The organism is Streptomyces sp. NBC_01775, from assembly GCF_035917675.1.
Lineage (GTDB): Bacteria > Actinomycetota > Actinomycetes > Streptomycetales > Streptomycetaceae > Streptomyces.
Map to the genome: position 1 here is coordinate 7,518,317 of NZ_CP109104.1, position 14,725 is coordinate 7,533,041.

Annotated in this window: 12 protein-coding genes; 10 read left to right on the forward strand and 2 right to left on the reverse strand. The window is 71.9% G+C overall.

The genetic code is table 11. From position 1 onward, the window contains the following. The first annotated feature begins 3 nt into the window (after window positions 1-3). From OHB04_RS33415 to OHB04_RS33440, 6 genes are all read left to right on the forward strand, one after another. Window positions 4-807, forward strand: coding sequence for an ABC transporter ATP-binding protein (locus tag OHB04_RS33415; RefSeq protein ID WP_326693040.1), 804 nt, complete (start codon window positions 4-6; stop codon window positions 805-807). A gap of 44 nt (window positions 808-851) precedes the next feature. After that, window positions 852-1,256 carry a hypothetical protein gene (locus OHB04_RS41990; protein ID WP_442815012.1) on the forward strand — a complete coding sequence of 135 codons (405 nt, stop codon included), beginning with the start codon at window positions 852-854 and terminating at the stop codon, window positions 1,254-1,256. 3 nt (window positions 1,257-1,259) lie between these two features. Further along, a complete protein-coding gene (locus OHB04_RS33425; RefSeq protein WP_326691369.1) occupies window positions 1,260-2,066 on the forward strand; it encodes a TlyA family RNA methyltransferase in 807 nt (268 codons plus the stop codon). A gap of 14 nt (window positions 2,067-2,080) precedes the next feature. After that, on the forward strand, window positions 2,081-3,043 hold the full coding sequence (locus tag OHB04_RS33430; protein WP_326691370.1) for an NAD kinase: 963 nt from the start codon (window positions 2,081-2,083) through the stop codon (window positions 3,041-3,043). Between the two features lie 181 nt (window positions 3,044-3,224). After that, complete coding sequence (gene recN, locus OHB04_RS33435; RefSeq protein WP_326691371.1) at window positions 3,225-4,967, forward strand: DNA repair protein RecN; 1,743 nt, start codon at window positions 3,225-3,227, stop codon at window positions 4,965-4,967. 259 nt (window positions 4,968-5,226) lie between these two features. Then, window positions 5,227-6,597: a glycosyltransferase family 4 protein gene (locus OHB04_RS33440; protein ID WP_442815013.1), complete on the forward strand. Its 1,371-nt coding sequence runs from the start codon at window positions 5,227-5,229 to the stop codon at window positions 6,595-6,597. A 171-nt stretch (window positions 6,598-6,768) separates the two neighbouring features. On the opposite strand, the gene OHB04_RS33445 is transcribed toward OHB04_RS33440, so the two are convergent. Further along, the gene (locus OHB04_RS33445) at window positions 6,769-7,827 is read right to left on the reverse strand and encodes a LacI family DNA-binding transcriptional regulator (protein ID WP_326808911.1); all 1,059 of its coding nucleotides are present in this window, start codon (window positions 7,825-7,827) and stop codon (window positions 6,769-6,771) included. 114 nt (window positions 7,828-7,941) lie between these two features. On the opposite strand from OHB04_RS33445, the gene OHB04_RS33450 reads away from it, so the two are divergent. Both OHB04_RS33450 and OHB04_RS33455 read left to right on the forward strand, forming a co-directional pair. Further along, window positions 7,942-8,913: a glycoside hydrolase family 16 protein gene (locus OHB04_RS33450; protein WP_326808912.1), complete on the forward strand. Its 972-nt coding sequence runs from the start codon at window positions 7,942-7,944 to the stop codon at window positions 8,911-8,913. Further along, window positions 8,910-10,091, forward strand: a complete 1,182-nt coding sequence (locus tag OHB04_RS33455; RefSeq protein ID WP_326691374.1) for a beta-1,3-glucanase family protein — start codon at window positions 8,910-8,912, stop codon at window positions 10,089-10,091. Before OHB04_RS33450 ends, OHB04_RS33455 begins: the two co-directional genes overlap by 4 nt. An 81-nt stretch (window positions 10,092-10,172) precedes the next feature. Here the strand turns inward: OHB04_RS33455 and OHB04_RS33460 are convergent, their stop codons facing one another. Further along, entirely contained in the window at window positions 10,173-12,005 is a 1,833-nt protein-coding gene (locus tag OHB04_RS33460; protein ID WP_326691375.1) for a glycoside hydrolase family 15 protein, read from the reverse strand. A 420-nt stretch (window positions 12,006-12,425) separates the two neighbouring features. Here OHB04_RS33460 and OHB04_RS33465 point away from each other — a divergent pair, with 420 nt between their 5' ends. Continuing rightward, window positions 12,426-14,075 carry a CTP synthase gene (locus OHB04_RS33465; RefSeq protein WP_326691376.1) on the forward strand — a complete coding sequence of 550 codons (1,650 nt, stop codon included), beginning with the start codon at window positions 12,426-12,428 and terminating at the stop codon, window positions 14,073-14,075. A gap of 2 nt (window positions 14,076-14,077) precedes the next feature. Beyond that, the gene (locus tag OHB04_RS33470) at window positions 14,078-14,716 is read left to right on the forward strand and encodes an NUDIX hydrolase (RefSeq protein WP_326691377.1); all 639 of its coding nucleotides are present in this window, start codon (window positions 14,078-14,080) and stop codon (window positions 14,714-14,716) included. Window positions 14,717-14,725 lie beyond the last annotated feature (9 nt).

Below are 14,725 nucleotides of genomic sequence, written 5' to 3' on the forward strand. Positions count from 1 at the left end.
AACATGACCGCCTCGGATGCCGCCTCCGCACGGCTGACCGGCCAGAGCCTCACCCTCGCCTACGATCAGCGCACCATCGCGCGCGACCTGGACGTCCGCGTGCCGGACCAGTCCTTCACCGTCGTGGTCGGCCCCAACGCCTGTGGCAAGTCCACCCTGCTGCGCGCGCTCTCCCGGATGCTCAAGCCCGCACACGGCCAGGTGCTGCTCGACGGCGCCGACATCGCCGGCATGCAGGCGAAGGCGCTCGCCCGCACCCTCGGGCTGCTGCCCCAGACCTCCATAGCCCCCGACGGAATCACCGTCTCCGACCTGGTCGCCCGGGGCCGTTACCCGCACCAGGGCCTGCTGCGGCAGTGGTCGCGCGACGACGAGCGGGTCGTCGACGAGTCCATGGCGGCCACCGGGGTCGACGGCCTGGGTGACCGCTTCGTGGACGAGCTGTCCGGCGGCCAGCGGCAGCGCGTGTGGATCGCGATGGCCCTCGCCCAGCAGACGCAGCTGTTGCTGCTGGACGAGCCCACCACCTACCTCGACATCGCCCACCAGATCGAGATCCTCGATCTGTGCGCCCGCCTGCACGAGGAGGAGGGCCGCACCCTCGTCGCCGTACTCCACGACCTCAACCACGCGGCGCGCTACGCCACCCACCTCATCGCCATGCGCGACGGTGAGATCGTCGCCGAGGGCGTACCGGACGAGGTGGTGACCGCCGAACTGGTCGAGGACGTCTTCGGAATGCCCTGTCGCGTCATCGACGATCCGGAGACCGGCACTCCGCTGGTCGTGCCCGCCGCGAGGCGCTGACGTGGCCGCCCTGATCTGTCACACCGCCGATGTAGCGTCGGGGCATGAGCGAGTTCGAGCAGGGGCACGGGCCCGGACAAGACGCCGAGCAGCACGTCAGACCGCATGTCGTGGAGCAGCAGTACGCACACCCCGCGGGGCCGGAGGAGGCCCGGAACGGGCCCGGCTCTGAGGGCGAGGACGCGCGTGGGGACGAGGCGGCGGAAGCCGTGGGCCGGACACCGGAAGCCGTGGCCGAGGCGTCGGAGGGCGGGGAGGACGACGGCCCGCGCCCCCTGGGAGTCGGCGTGCGCCCGACCGGCCACGCGCCGGTCGACGCTCAGCTGAGGCGCCTGGAGGACGCCGACCACCTCGCTGTGTCCGGTCACCTGGAGGTGTACGAAGATGTCCACCGCGGTCTGCGCGAGACGTTGGCCGCGCTGGATCGCCCCCACACCCCCCGGAGCTGACACGTGGCACGACGCCGACTCGACGCGGAGCTGGTGCGCCGCAACCTCGCACGGTCGCGTGAGCACGCCGGTCAGTTGATCGCCGCGGGCCGGGTCACGGTCGGGGGCAATACGGCGGCCAAGTCCGCCACCCAGGTCGAGACCAGCGCGGCCGTCGTGGTCAAGGACGACGACGGAGACCCGGACTACGTCTCGCGCGGCGGCCACAAGCTCGCCGGAGCGCTGGCGGCCTTCGGCCCGCGAGGTCTGACGGTCACCGGCCGGCGCGCGCTGGACGCCGGGGCCTCCACCGGGGGCTTCACCGACGTCCTGCTGCGCGCGGGAGCCGGGCAGGTGGTCGCGGTGGACGTCGGCTACGGCCAGTTGGCCTGGTCGCTCCAGAGCGACCCCCGCGTCACGGTCAAGGACCGCACCAACGTACGGGAGCTGACGCTGGAGGCCATCGGGGGCGAGCCCGTCGACCTCGTGGTGGGCGATCTGTCCTTCATCCCCCTCGGCCTCGTGCTGCCCGCGCTGGTGCGCTGCGCGGCACCGGATGCCGATCTCGTGCTGATGGTGAAACCTCAGTTCGAGGTGGGCAGGGAACGGCTGGGCAGCGGCGGAGTCGTCCGCAGCCCGCAGCTGCGTGCCGAGGCCGTACGCACGGTCGCGGGCCACGCGGCCTCGCTGGGTCTGGGTGCGCTGGGTGTCACCGCGAGCCCGCTCCCCGGGCCCTCGGGAAACGTCGAATACTTTCTGTGGCTGCGGGCCGGGGCACCCGACCTCGACCCGGCCGAAGTCGAGCGAGCGGTGGCGGAGGGGCCCAAGTGACCCAGGAGAGCCGGATGACAGCGCCCGTGACGAACAGCGAGGGGAAAGCGCCCACGGGCGAGAAACGCACGGTCTTCCTCCTCGCGCACACCGGAAGACCGGCCGCCGTACGCAGCGCCGAGCTGGTCGTACAAGGCCTGCTGCGCTGCGGGATCGGCGTACGCGTGCTCGACGAGGAGGCGGTCGACCTGCCGCTGCCCGATCTGGTGGAGATCGTCCCGGCCACGGCGGAGGCGGCGGAGGGCTGCGAGCTGCTGGTCGTGCTCGGCGGCGACGGGACGCTGCTGCGCGGCGCGGAGTTCGCGCGCGCTTCGGGGGTGCCGATGCTCGGGGTCAACCTCGGCCGGGTCGGCTTCCTCGCCGAGGCCGAGCGCGACGACCTGGACAAGGTGGTGGACGGCGTCGTCTCGCGCTCGTACGGGGTCGAGGAGCGGATGACCCTCGACATCCTCGTGCGCAGCGGGGGTACCGCGGGCAACACAGGCGCCGGCGGTCACATCGTCCACACCGACTGGGCGCTGAACGAGGCGTCCGTCGAGAAGGCGGCCCGCGAGCGGATGCTGGAGGTCGTCATCGAGGTCGACGGCCGCCCGGTCTCCAGCTTCGGCGGCGACGGGGTGGTCTGCGCGAGCCCGACCGGCTCCACCGCCTACGCCTTCTCCGCCGGCGGGCCCGTGGTGTGGCCCGAGGTGGAGGCGCTGCTGATGGTGCCGATCAGCGCCCACGCGCTGTTCGCCAAGCCGCTGGTCACCGCGCCGGACTCGGTGCTGGCCGTCGAGGTGCAGCCGCAGACGCCGCACGGGGTGCTGTGGGCCGACGGGCGGCGCAGCGTCGAACTGCCCGCCGGGGCCCGGGTGGAGGTGCGGCGCGGCGCCGTGCCGGTACGGCTGGCGCGGCTCCACCACGCCTCCTTCACCGACCGGCTGGTGGCGAAGTTCGCCCTGCCGGTCTCCGGCTGGCGCGGGGCACCGCTGTAGGGACGGACGAGTCGTAGGGAGGCCGGGCCGGGCCGGGGGGAAGGCCGAGGTCGAGCCGTGGGCGAGATCGGGGCAGGGGACACCGGGTGAGGGGGCGGTTTACCGCGTGCTGGGGCTGTATGTCCCCCACGATCCGGCTACCACCCGGACCAGGGGTGTGGGGAGCACGACGGAACCTCGTATGGTCGTATCCGTGTTGGAGGAGATGCGGATCAGAGCCCTGGGCGTGATCGACGACGCCGTCGTCGAGCTGTCCCCCGGCTTCACCGCGGTGACCGGCGAGACCGGTGCGGGCAAAACCATGGTCGTCACGAGCCTCGGGCTGCTGCTCGGCGGAAGGGCGGACCCGGCACTCGTACGGGTCGGGGCAAAGTCGGCCGTGGTGGAAGGCAGGATCGTCGTGCCCCCCGACGCCCCGGCCGCACGCCGTGCCGAGGAAGCCGGGGCCGAGCTGGACGAGGGCGCGCTGCTGATCAGCCGCACGATCTCGGCCGAGGGCCGCTCCCGCGCCCACGTCGGCGGGCGCTCCGTGCCGGTGGGGCTGCTGGCCGAACTGAGCGACGACCTGGTGGCCGTGCACGGCCAGACCGACCAGCAGGGCCTGCTGCGCGCCGCGCGTCAGCGCGAGGCCCTGGACCGCTACGCGGGCGGCGCCGTCGCCGCCCCCCTGACCGCCTACGGCGAGGCGTACCGCCGGCTGCGCACCGTCGCCGCCGAGCTGGCCGAGCTGACCACCCGCGCCCGTGAGCGGGCGCAGGAGGCCGATCTGCTGCGCTTCGGCATCCAGGAGGTCGAGGCCGCCGAGCCCCAGCCGGGCGAGGACACGGAGCTGGCGGCGGAGGCCGAACGGCTGCGGCACGCAGAGGCGCTGGCCTCGGCCGCCACCACGGCACACAGCGCGCTGGCCGGCGATCCGGCCGACCTGGAGGCCGTGGACGCCGGCACCCTCGTCGCGGGCGCCCACCGGGCGCTGGAGAGCGTCCGCTCCCACGACCCGGCGCTCGCCACCCTCGCCGAACGCCTGGGCGAGGTGCACATCCTGCTGTCCGACGTGGCGGGCGAGCTGGCCGGATACGCCGACGACCTGGACGCCGACCCGCTGCGCCTCGCCGCCGTCGAGGAGCGCCGCGCCGCGCTCGGCCAGCTCACCCGCAAGTACGGCGAGGACATCACCGCCGTGCTGGAGTGGGCCGAACAGAGCGCGCAGCGGCTCGCCGAGCTGGAGGGCGACGACGACAGGATCGGCGAACTGGAGGCCGAGCGCGGGACGCTGCGCGGCGAACTCGCCACGATGGCCCGTACGCTCACCGAGGCGCGCGCGGATGCCGCGAAGAGGTTCGCCGACGCGGTCACCGAGGAGCTGTCCGAGCTGGCCATGCCGCACGCCCGGGTCTCCTTCGAGCTCAAGCACACCGAGGACCCCGAAGGTCTGGAGGTCGAGGGCCGCACCCTCGCCTTTGGCCCGCACGGCACCGACGAGATCGAGCTGCTGCTGACCCCGCACCCCGGGGCACAGCCCCGTCCCATCGCCAAGGGCGCCTCCGGGGGCGAGCTTTCGCGGGTGATGCTGGCGGTCGAGGTCGTCTTCGCCGGTTCCGACCCGGTGCCGACCTACCTCTTCGACGAGGTGGACGCGGGCGTCGGCGGCAAGGCGGCCGTCGAGGTCGGCCGCAGGCTGGCGCGGCTGGCCAGGTCGGCGCAGGTCGTGGTCGTCACCCACCTGCCCCAGGTGGCCGCGTTCGCCGACCGCCACCTCGTCGTCGAGAAGACCGACGACGGCTCGGTCACCCGAAGCGGAGTGCAGGCCATGGAGGGCGAGGACCGCGTGCGCGAGCTGTCCCGGATGCTCGCGGGCCAGGAGGACTCACAGCTGGCCCGGGCCCACGCCGAGGAACTGCTGGAGGCGGCGCGCGCCTCGACCTGAACCCCGACCGGGCCTCGCTCCGACCCGGCCTCAGCGCCTCGTCCTGGCTTGGCCCTCGCGCCCCGTCCTGACCCGGCCCCCGCGCTCTGTGATCCGGCTCGCGCCCCTCGCGCACGCCGTCACCCACGTGAGTGATACGCCCTGTCAGGTTCCGCGACGCGGGGCCCGGGAGCCGCACTGCGGTGCGACGGCACGCCGCCAACTGGCATCCTGGGCAGACCCCGTGTCCCCCACAGCTGATTCAGGGAGCCCGCCTGCCGTGAGCTTGAGCCGCACCGTCTCGTACCAGCCGTCCGTGGGCAGGGAGCCGCTGCACGCCGTCCAGGTGCTGGGGGGTGCCGTCTCCCCGTTCGGCGACGTCGCGCCCTCGGCGGGGACGTCGGCGCATGTGCGCTCCCTCACCGAGGGACTGGTCGCGCGAGGGGTGCGGGTCACGGTCTGCGCCGCCGCCCGGGACTCCGAGCTGCGCCACGCCTTCACCGCGGCCGGCGCCCACTTCGCCGCCACCGGAGGCCGCACCGAGCCGGAGGCGGTCGCCGTGCTGCGGGCCGTGTGCGCGGACGCCGACCTCGTGCACGCCCATGGGCTGCGCGCGGGCTTCCTGGCGTCGCTGGCGCTCGGCAGGCGGCGGCACGAAGTGCCGCTGATCGTCACCTGGCACACCGCGCCGCGCACCGGAGCCGAGACGGACCACGGCACGCGCGTCGAGGCGGCGCGCGAGCTGTTCGTCCGGCTGCTCAGGCGGCGGGTCGCACGCGCCGCCTCCGTCGTCCTGGGAGTCACCACCGACCTGGTCGACGCGGCCCGCCGCAGCGGCGCCCGCGACGCCCGGCTCGCGCCTGTCGCCCTCCCGGGCCCCCGCCGGCCGGAAAGTCCGCCGGGCAGCCTGCCGGGCGGATCGGCCGAACCCGGCACCCACGCCCCCGAGCCTCCGCCGCTGCCGGGCGGCAGCCGCACGGACCGGCCCCCGGGCACGGCTGCCGGAACGATGACCGGCGGCCCCGGCTGCCCAGCCGGCCCCGGCGAGTACGACGATGGCGAGGAGGCGCTCCGGCACAAGGCGCGCGCCGACATCGGCGCCATCGGGCGGCCCCTGCTCTTCGCCGTCGGCCGCCTCGACCGCCGCCAGGGCTACGACACGGTGCTCACCGCCTCCCGCGCCTGGCGCTGCCTCGACCCGCAGCCCCTGCTCGCCATCGCCGGTGAGGGCCCCGAGCGGGCGGCGCTCCAGGAACGGATCGAGCGCGAGGCGCTGCCCGTACGGCTGCTCGGCCGCAGGGACGACGCGCTCCGGCTGCTGGCCGGTGCCGACATCGCGCTGCTGTCGGCGCGCTGGGAGGGCCGCTCGCTGCCGGCCCAGGAGGCGCTGCGCACGGGGGTGCCGCTGGTGGCCACCGAGGTCGGCGGCATTCCCGAACTGGTCGGCGACGCGGCCGTGCTGGTGCCCTACGGCGACCCGGACTCCCTCGCCTCCGCCGTCGTCCGGCTGCTCGGCGACCCGGCTCACCGCGCCGCGCTCGCCGCAGCGGGGCGGGCACGTGCCGCCACTTGGCCGACGGAGGACGACACGGTCACGCAGGTCCTCAGCGTCTACGACGAGGTGACCGACAGCGGCACCGCCTCCGGCTAGGGCGTGCCCCGAAGGGGCGCGAGGCTGTGTCATATATGCGGCTGCGCCGTGTGGGCGCGATCAGCCCATGACTCGCCCGCACCCTGCGAAGCACAGCCGGGGGCACCTCCTGCTCAGCCACGGGGAAAGAGGGCAACGCACAGATCCGCAGGCCAACGAGGCCCCGGCCTCTCAGGCCGACTCCCGCACCACCAGCCGCGCCTCGGTGATCACGGGGGAGACGGTGCCCTCTTCCCCGTCGCCCGCCGCCCCGCCGCCGATCTGCCGCAGCACCAGCCGCGCCATGATCCGGCCCATGCCCTCGACATCCTGCCGCACCGTCGTCAGCGGGGGATCGGCCCAGGAGGCGGAGTCCAGATCGTCGAAGCCGGCCACCGCCACGTCCTCGGGCACCCGGCGTCCGGAAGCGCGCAGCGCGCGCAGCGCACCCACCGCCATCAGGTCGGATCCCGCGAACACCGCGTCCAGCTCCGGCTCGCGCTCCAGGAGCCGCGCCATCGCGTGCTCCCCGCCCTCCGCGGTGAAGCCCCCGTCGGCCACCGGGGCTTCGGAACGGGCCAGCCCCGCGGCCGTGAGCGCGTCGTGGAAGCCGTGCAGGCGGTCCTGGGCCGAGGTCTGGTCCGGGGGCCCCGTCAGCACGGCCGGCCGGCGCCGTCCGAGCCCCAGCAGATGCTCGGTCGCCAGCCGGGCCCCGCCCCGGTTGTCCGCGTCCACGTACACCAGCTCGGGGTCCTCGGCCGCGCCCGGCCATCCGGGCCGCCCGCCGAAGACGGTGGGCAGGCCCGCCGCCAGGGCCTCCGCGCCGGGGGGCGGGCCCTGGCCGTGCAGCGAGAACATCAGCACCCCGTCCACATGGCCGCCCGTCAGATATCTGCTGATGCGGTCGTGGTCCTCGGCGCGTTCCTGGAGCATCAGCAGCAGTTGGGTGTCGTGTGCGGCCAACTCCCGGCTGATACCGCGTAGTTGGCGGGAGAAGAACGGGTCGGAGAACACCCGGCTCTCGGGTTCGGCTATCACCACGCCGACCGCTCCCGTGCGCCGCGTGACGAGGCTGCGGGCTGCGATGTTGGGCGCGTAGCCGAGCACCCGTACGGAGTTGTGGACGCGTTCGCGCACCTCGGCACGGACGCCGGGGCCCCCGTTCACCACCCGGGAGACGGTGGCCCGGGAGACGCCCGCGTGCGCGGCCACGGCCTCCAGAGTGGGGCGTGGCGCGCGGTCCGGAAGCACTCGGTGAACTCCTTTTCATCGGTAGGCCCTTGACGCTACCCCCCAACAATCGGCAATGTGCAGGTCCATACCATGAGAGCGCTCTCAACCCCCCACACCGAGAGGCGCAACAATATGAGACGCACCAAGAAGCCGCCCGGGAAACCCCGGCGCGGGCTTCTCACCCTGCTGTCCGCGTTAGTGCTGACCGGCGCGGCGGCCGTCGTACCGGCGGTGCAGGCGTCGGGCTCCGAGACGGACGCGGCCGGCGGTGACGGTTCACGCCAGGAGGTCTGGCGCACGGATTTCGACGGGGCCGCGGGCAGCCTCCCGTCCTCGAAGGACTGGGTCATCGACACCGGCCACGGTTATCCGGGCGGGCCCGGCAACTGGGGCACGGGCGAGGTGCAGGAGTACACCTCCGATCCGTCCAACCTCAGCCTGGACGGCCAGGGCCATTTGAAGATCACCGCGCAGAAGAAGGGCAACGCCTGGACCTCGGCACGCATCGAGACCCAGCGCACCGACTTCGCGGCCCCCGAGGGCGGCACGATGCGCATCGAGGCGAGCCTGAGCATGCCCGAGGTCTCCGGTGACGAGGCTCTCGGCTACTGGCCCGCCTTCTGGACCCTCGGCGCCGACTACCGGGGCAACTACCAAAACTGGCCGGGTGTCGGCGAGTTCGACATCATGGAGAACGTCAACGGCCAGTCCGCCGCGCACGGAGTGCTGCACTGCGGGGTCAACCCCGGCGGCCCCTGCAACGAGACCCAGGGCCTCGGCAACCACGCCGAGTGCGGCGGCACCTGCAAGAGCGGCTTCCACGAGTACGCCGTGGAACTGGACCGCAGCGGCGCCACCGAGGAGCTGCGCTGGTACCAGGACGGGAAGCTCTTCCACACCGTCACCGAGAACCAGGTGGGCGCCGACGCCTGGCGGCAGGCCACCGGTCATGGCCACTTCATCCTGCTCAACCTCGCCATGGGCGGTGCGTTCCCCGACCGCGAGGCCGGCCGGGCCACCCCCACGGACACCACCAAGCCGGGCGCCTCGATGCTCGTCGATCACGTCTCTGTTGAAACCACTACTGGAGGTAGCGCCAAATGAGCCCGCTCAGCCGTAGGAACCTGCTCCGCAGCGCGGCAGCCGCCGCCGTCGCCGTCCCCGTCGGCGGATACATCGCCGCGCAAGCGAACGCCGGTGACACCAAGAACACCGCCGGTGAAGGGGCCGCAGGACTGTCCCTGAAGATCGTCAACAAGACCGGCAAGTACGAGAACAACGCGGTCTTCGTCTACATCGTCGGCAACGACGGCACCCGTCAGTGCCGCGTCACCCCCGAGGGCGAGCTCAAGCCCGTCGAACTGTCCGACAACGGTGGCGACGGCTTCACCGACTACGCCATCCCCCTCACCGGCACGGAGACCTCGCTCAAGCTGCCGGAGATGTCCGGCCGCATCTACGTCGCCTGCGGCGACAAGCTGAAGTTCAAGGCGGTGGACGGCGGTCAGGGCGCCGCACTGGCCTACCCGGCCGCCTGGGTCGAGTCGGACCCGAACTACCCGGTGGTGCACGACTGCGCGGAGTTCACCCACAAGTCCGGCGCCATGTACTGCAACACCACCATGGTCGACATGTTCAGCGTGCCGATGTCCATCCACCTCAAGGGCGCCAAGGACCAGACGACCGGCGCCCTCAAGCCCGGCGCGCGGAAGAAGGTGTTCGAACAGGTCCGCGCCGCACCGGGCTTCGGTGACCTGGTCATCGACGACAAGCGCGTGATCGCGCCCGGACACGGCCTGGGCGCCGGCAAGTTCGACGAGAACCATTTCGCGCCCTACATCGACGAGGTGTGGCGCGTCTACGAGAGCAAGGACCTGAAGGTCACCACCAACGCGGGCACGTTCACCGGCCGGGTCAGCGGCGGCAAGTTCACCTTCACCGGACCCGGCTCGGTCTCCTTCGACAAGCCTTCCACCAAGGACATGCTCTTCTGCGACGGAGCACTGGCCGCACCCAACGACGGCACCACGGGTCCGGTCGCCGCGATCCTCGGCGCCGCGCTCAACCGCACCACCCTGGCGGCGATAGCGGAGCAGCCCACCACGGACCCGTCGAAGTTCTACCAGGGCGACCTCGTGCACCACTACGTCAAGGCCATGCACGAGGCCACCGAGGACGGCAAGGCATACGGCTTCGCCTTCGACGACGTCGCCGGCTTCGCCTCCTACATCGAGGACAGCGCCCCTACCGAGATGACGCTGACCCTGACGCCCTTCGACTGACCCGGCCGAGGACATACGACGGCGCCCGGTGCGAGTTCCGCACCGGGCGCCGTCCCGTCCTGTCGGGCCCGGGAGCCGGTCTCAGACCCCGTAGGCCCCCGAGGCCGTCAGCCGCAGCGCCGTGTCGATCATCGGCACGTGGCTGAACGCCTGCGGGAAGTTGCCGACCTGCCGCTGCCTCGTCGAGTCCCATTCCTCGGCCAGTAGGCCCAGGTCGTTGCGCAGGGACAGCAGCTTCTCGAACAGCTTCCTGGCCTCGTCCACCCGGCCGATCATCGCCAGGTCGTCGGCGAGCCAGAACGAGCAGGCCAGGAAGGCACCTTCCTCACCGGCGAGCCCGTCCACGTTCTCCTGGGCCGCGCCGTCCTCGCCCACCTCGCTGCTGGTGGGGTACCGCAGCACGAAGCCGTCCTCGGTCGACAGCTCGCGCTGGATGGCCTCGATGGTGCCGATGACGCGCTTGTCGTCCGGCGGGAGGAAGCCCATCTGCGGGATCAGCAGCAGCGAGGCGTCCAGCTCCTTGGAGCCGTAGGACTGCGTGAAGGTGTTCCGTTCCTTGTCGTAGCCCTTCTCGCACACCTCGCGGTGGATCTCGTCGCGCAGGTCGCGCCAGCGATCCAGCGGGCCGTCCGCGTCCCCGGCCTCGATCAGCTTGACGGTGCGGTCGACGGCGACCCATGCCATCACCTTCGAGTGCACGAAGTGCCGCCTGGGGCCGCGTACTTCCCAGATGCCCTCGTCCGGCTCGTCCCAGTGGTTCTCCAGGTAGCCGATGAGCTTGAGCTGGAGGAGCTGCGCGTAGTCGTTGCGCGCCAGGCCCGTCATGTGCGCCAGGTGCAGGGCCTCGGTGACCTCGCCGTACACGTCGATCTGAAGCTGGTTGGCGGCGCCGTTGCCGACGCGCACGGGCGTGGAGCCCTCGTAGCCGGGCAGCCAGGACAACTCCGCCTCGGCCAGCTCCCGTTCACCCGCGATGCCGTACATGATCTGGAGGTTCTCCGGGTCGCCCGCGACCGCGCGCAGCAGCCACTCGCGCCAGGCCCGCGCCTCCTCCCGGTATCCGGTGCGCAGCAGCGAGGAGAGGGTGATGGCGGCGTCCCGCAGCCAGGTGAAGCGGTAGTCCCAGTTGCGGCTGCCGCCGATCTCCTCGGGCAGCGAGGTGGTGGGCGCGGCGACGATCCCGCCGGTGGGCGCGTAGGTGAGCGCCTTGAGCGTGATCAGCGAGCGGACCACGGCCTCCCGGTAGGGGCCGTGGTACGTGCACATCTCGACCCACTCGCGCCAGAAGTCCTCGGTGGTCCGCAGCGCTTCCTCGGGCTCGGGAAGCTGCGGCGGCTCCCGGTGCGACGCCTGCCAGCTGATGGTCAGCGCCACCCGGTCGCCGGGGCCGACGGTGAAGTCGGAGTACGTCGTCAGGTCCTTGCCGTGGGTCTCGGCCTCGGTGTCCAGCCAGACCGAGTCGGGCCCGGCGACGGCCACCGTGCGCTGGCCCACCTTGTGCACCCACGGCACGACCCAGCCGTAGGAGAAACGCATCCGCAGCGAGGAGCGCATCCGCACCCGCCCGCTGACGCCCTCCACGATCCGCACCAGCTGGGGCGCGTGATCCTCACGAGGGGGCATGAAGTCGATGATCCGTACGGTCCCCCTGGGGGTGTCCCATTCGGATTCCAGAACGAGGGAGTCCCCCCGGTAGCGGCGGCGGTCGGCCACCGGCGGATCGCCACCGCCGGCGTGTGCGGGTCCCACCCGCCAGAAGCCGTGCTCCTCGTTGCCGAGCAGTCCCGCGAACACCGCGTGGGAGTCGAACCGGGGGAGACATAGCCAGTCGACCGTGCCGTTTCTGCCGACAAGGGCCGCGGTCTGCATATCCCCGATGAGTGCGTAATCCTCGATGCGCCCAGCCACGTGCATCTCCAGTCGAACGAATTACGGCGACGCCCCCGTGGGACGTGCTGGATGACCTGTGAATTCCTGTGTCTTTCTGCCTGTCCCAGGCAAAGTGTCCGAGCAGGATACGACGCAGCGATCCCTTCCGCCCGACGGTCGGCTGACTCCGGCTGCGCCGATTAGGTGAGGTTCCTTACCGCCCTCACCTGGTGCGACACCGCCGTCACCTGGGGTGTGCGAGAGGAAGGCGACGGGTCGCGCGGAGACGGGCAGCGGCGGCCCCCCGACGGCACTGTTACGCTGGTAGCCCGTGGACCGGTGGGCATACGGACGCGATGTGTTCGACACGAAGGCCCCCCGAACCGCAGCGAAGGCACTGTAGGCACCAAAGCCAGGATGCCTCTTCGCACCCCACCAAGCGACCACGGGAGCCCCCTCTTGGCCATGCCGCCTACGTCCATGACGACCAAGCACCTCTTCGTCACCGGGGGTGTCGCCTCCTCGCTCGGCAAGGGGCTCACCGCCTCCAGCCTGGGCGCTCTGCTCAAGGCCAGGGGACTTCGGGTCACGATGCAGAAGCTCGACCCCTACCTCAACGTCGACCCCGGCACGATGAACCCCTTCCAGCACGGTGAGGTGTTCGTCACCAACGACGGCGCCGAGACCGATCTGGACATCGGCCACTACGAGCGCTTCCTCGACGTCGACCTGGACGGCTCGGCCAACGTCACCACAGGCCAGGTCTACTCCTCCGTGATCGCCAAGGAGCGGCGCGGTGAGTACCTGGGCGACACCGTCCAGGTCATCCCGCACATCACCAACGAGATCAAGCACCGCATCCGGCGCATGGCCACCGACGACGTGGACGTCGTCATCACCGAGGTCGGCGGCACCGTCGGCGACATCGAGTCGCTTCCCTTCCTGGAGGCCGTCCGCCAGGTGCGCCACGAGGTCGGCCGGGACAACGTCTTCGTCGTCCACATCTCGCTCCTGCCCTACATCGGCCCCTCCGGCGAGCTGAAGACCAAGCCCACCCAGCACTCGGTCGCCGCGCTGCGCAACATCGGTATCCAGCCGGACGCGATCGTGCTGCGCGCCGACCGCGACGTGCCCGTCTCCATCAAGCGGAAGATCGGGCTGATGTGCGACGTGGACGACGCCGCCGTGGTCGCCTGCAAGGACGCCCGCTCGATCTACGACATCCCCAAGGTCCTGCACACCGAGGGCCTGGACGCCTACGTCGTGCGCAAGCTGGACCTGCCCTTCCGCGACGTGGACTGGACCCAGTGGGACGACCTGCTGCGCCGGGTGCACGAGCCCGACCACGAGGTCACCGTCGCGCTGGTGGGCAAGTACATCGACCTGCCCGACGCCTATCTCTCGGTCACCGAGGCGCTGCGCGCCGGCGGCTTCGCCAACCGCGCCCGGGTCAAGATCAAGTGGGTCACCTCCGACGACTGCCGCACCCCCGACGCCGCCAAGCGCCAGCTCGGCGACTGCGACGCGATCTGCGTGCCCGGCGGCTTCGGCGACCGGGGCGTGGAGGGCAAGGTCGGCGCCATCACCTTCGCCCGCGAGAACAAGATCCCGCTGCTGGGGCTGTGCCTGGGCCTCCAGTGCATCGTCATCGAGGGCGCCCGCAACCTGGCGGGCATCAAGGACGCCAACTCCACCGAGTTCGACCAGGCCACCGCGCACCCGGTCATCTCCACCATGGAGGAGCAGCTCGACATCGTCGCCGGCGAGGGCGACATGGGCGGCACGATGCGGCTGGGCATGTACCCGGCCAAGCTCGCCGAGGGCTCCCTGGTGCGGGAGGCGTACGACGGCGAGCCCTATGTGGAAGAGCGCCACCGCCACCGCTACGAGGTCAACAACCACTACCGCACCGAGCTGGAGAAGAACGCCGGTCTCGTCTTCTCGGGCCTGTCGCCCGACGGCAAGCTCGTCGAGTACGTCGAATACCCGCGCGAGGTGCACCCCTACCTGGTCGCCACTCAGGCCCACCCCGAGCTGCGCTCCCGTCCGACGCGCCCGCACCCGCTGTTCGCCGGCCTGGTCAAGGCGGCCGTCGCGCGCCAGCAGGGGGAGTGAAGATGGCCACGCGTATCTACGACACTTCTGAGGAGTGGCAGGTCACCGCGACCGCCACCCCCTTCCAGGGGAACAAGACCGGGGTCCGCACCGACGACGTCGTCATGCCCGACGGCACCGTGGCGCGGCGCGACTACCAAACGCACCCCGGCTCGGTCGCCATCCTCGCGCTCGACGACCAGGACCGCGTCCTGGTCCTGAGCCAGTACCGCCACCCGGTCCGCGAGAAGCTGTGGGAGATCCCCGCGGGGCTGCTGGACGTCCCCGGCGAGAACCCGCTGCACGCGGCCCAGCGCGAGCTGTACGAAGAGGCCCATGTGAAGGCCGAGGAGTGGCGCGTCCTCGTGGACGTCTACACCACGCCCGGCGGCAGCGACGAGGCCGTACGCATCTTCCTGGCCCGTCAGCTCTCCGAGGCGGAGGGCGAGCGCTTCGAGGTCTCCGAAGAGGAGGCCGACATGGAAGAGGCCCGCGTTCCGCTGGACGAGCTGGTGCGCGGCGCGCTGGCCGGCGAGCTGCACAACAACTGCCTGGTCGTGGGCACCCTCGCGCTGAGCGCTGCCTTGGCGGGCGGCGGTGGCATGGGCGCCCTGCGGGGGGCTGACGCTCCGTGGCCCGCGCGCCCTTTCGACTCGCGGTAGGTCCGCGTG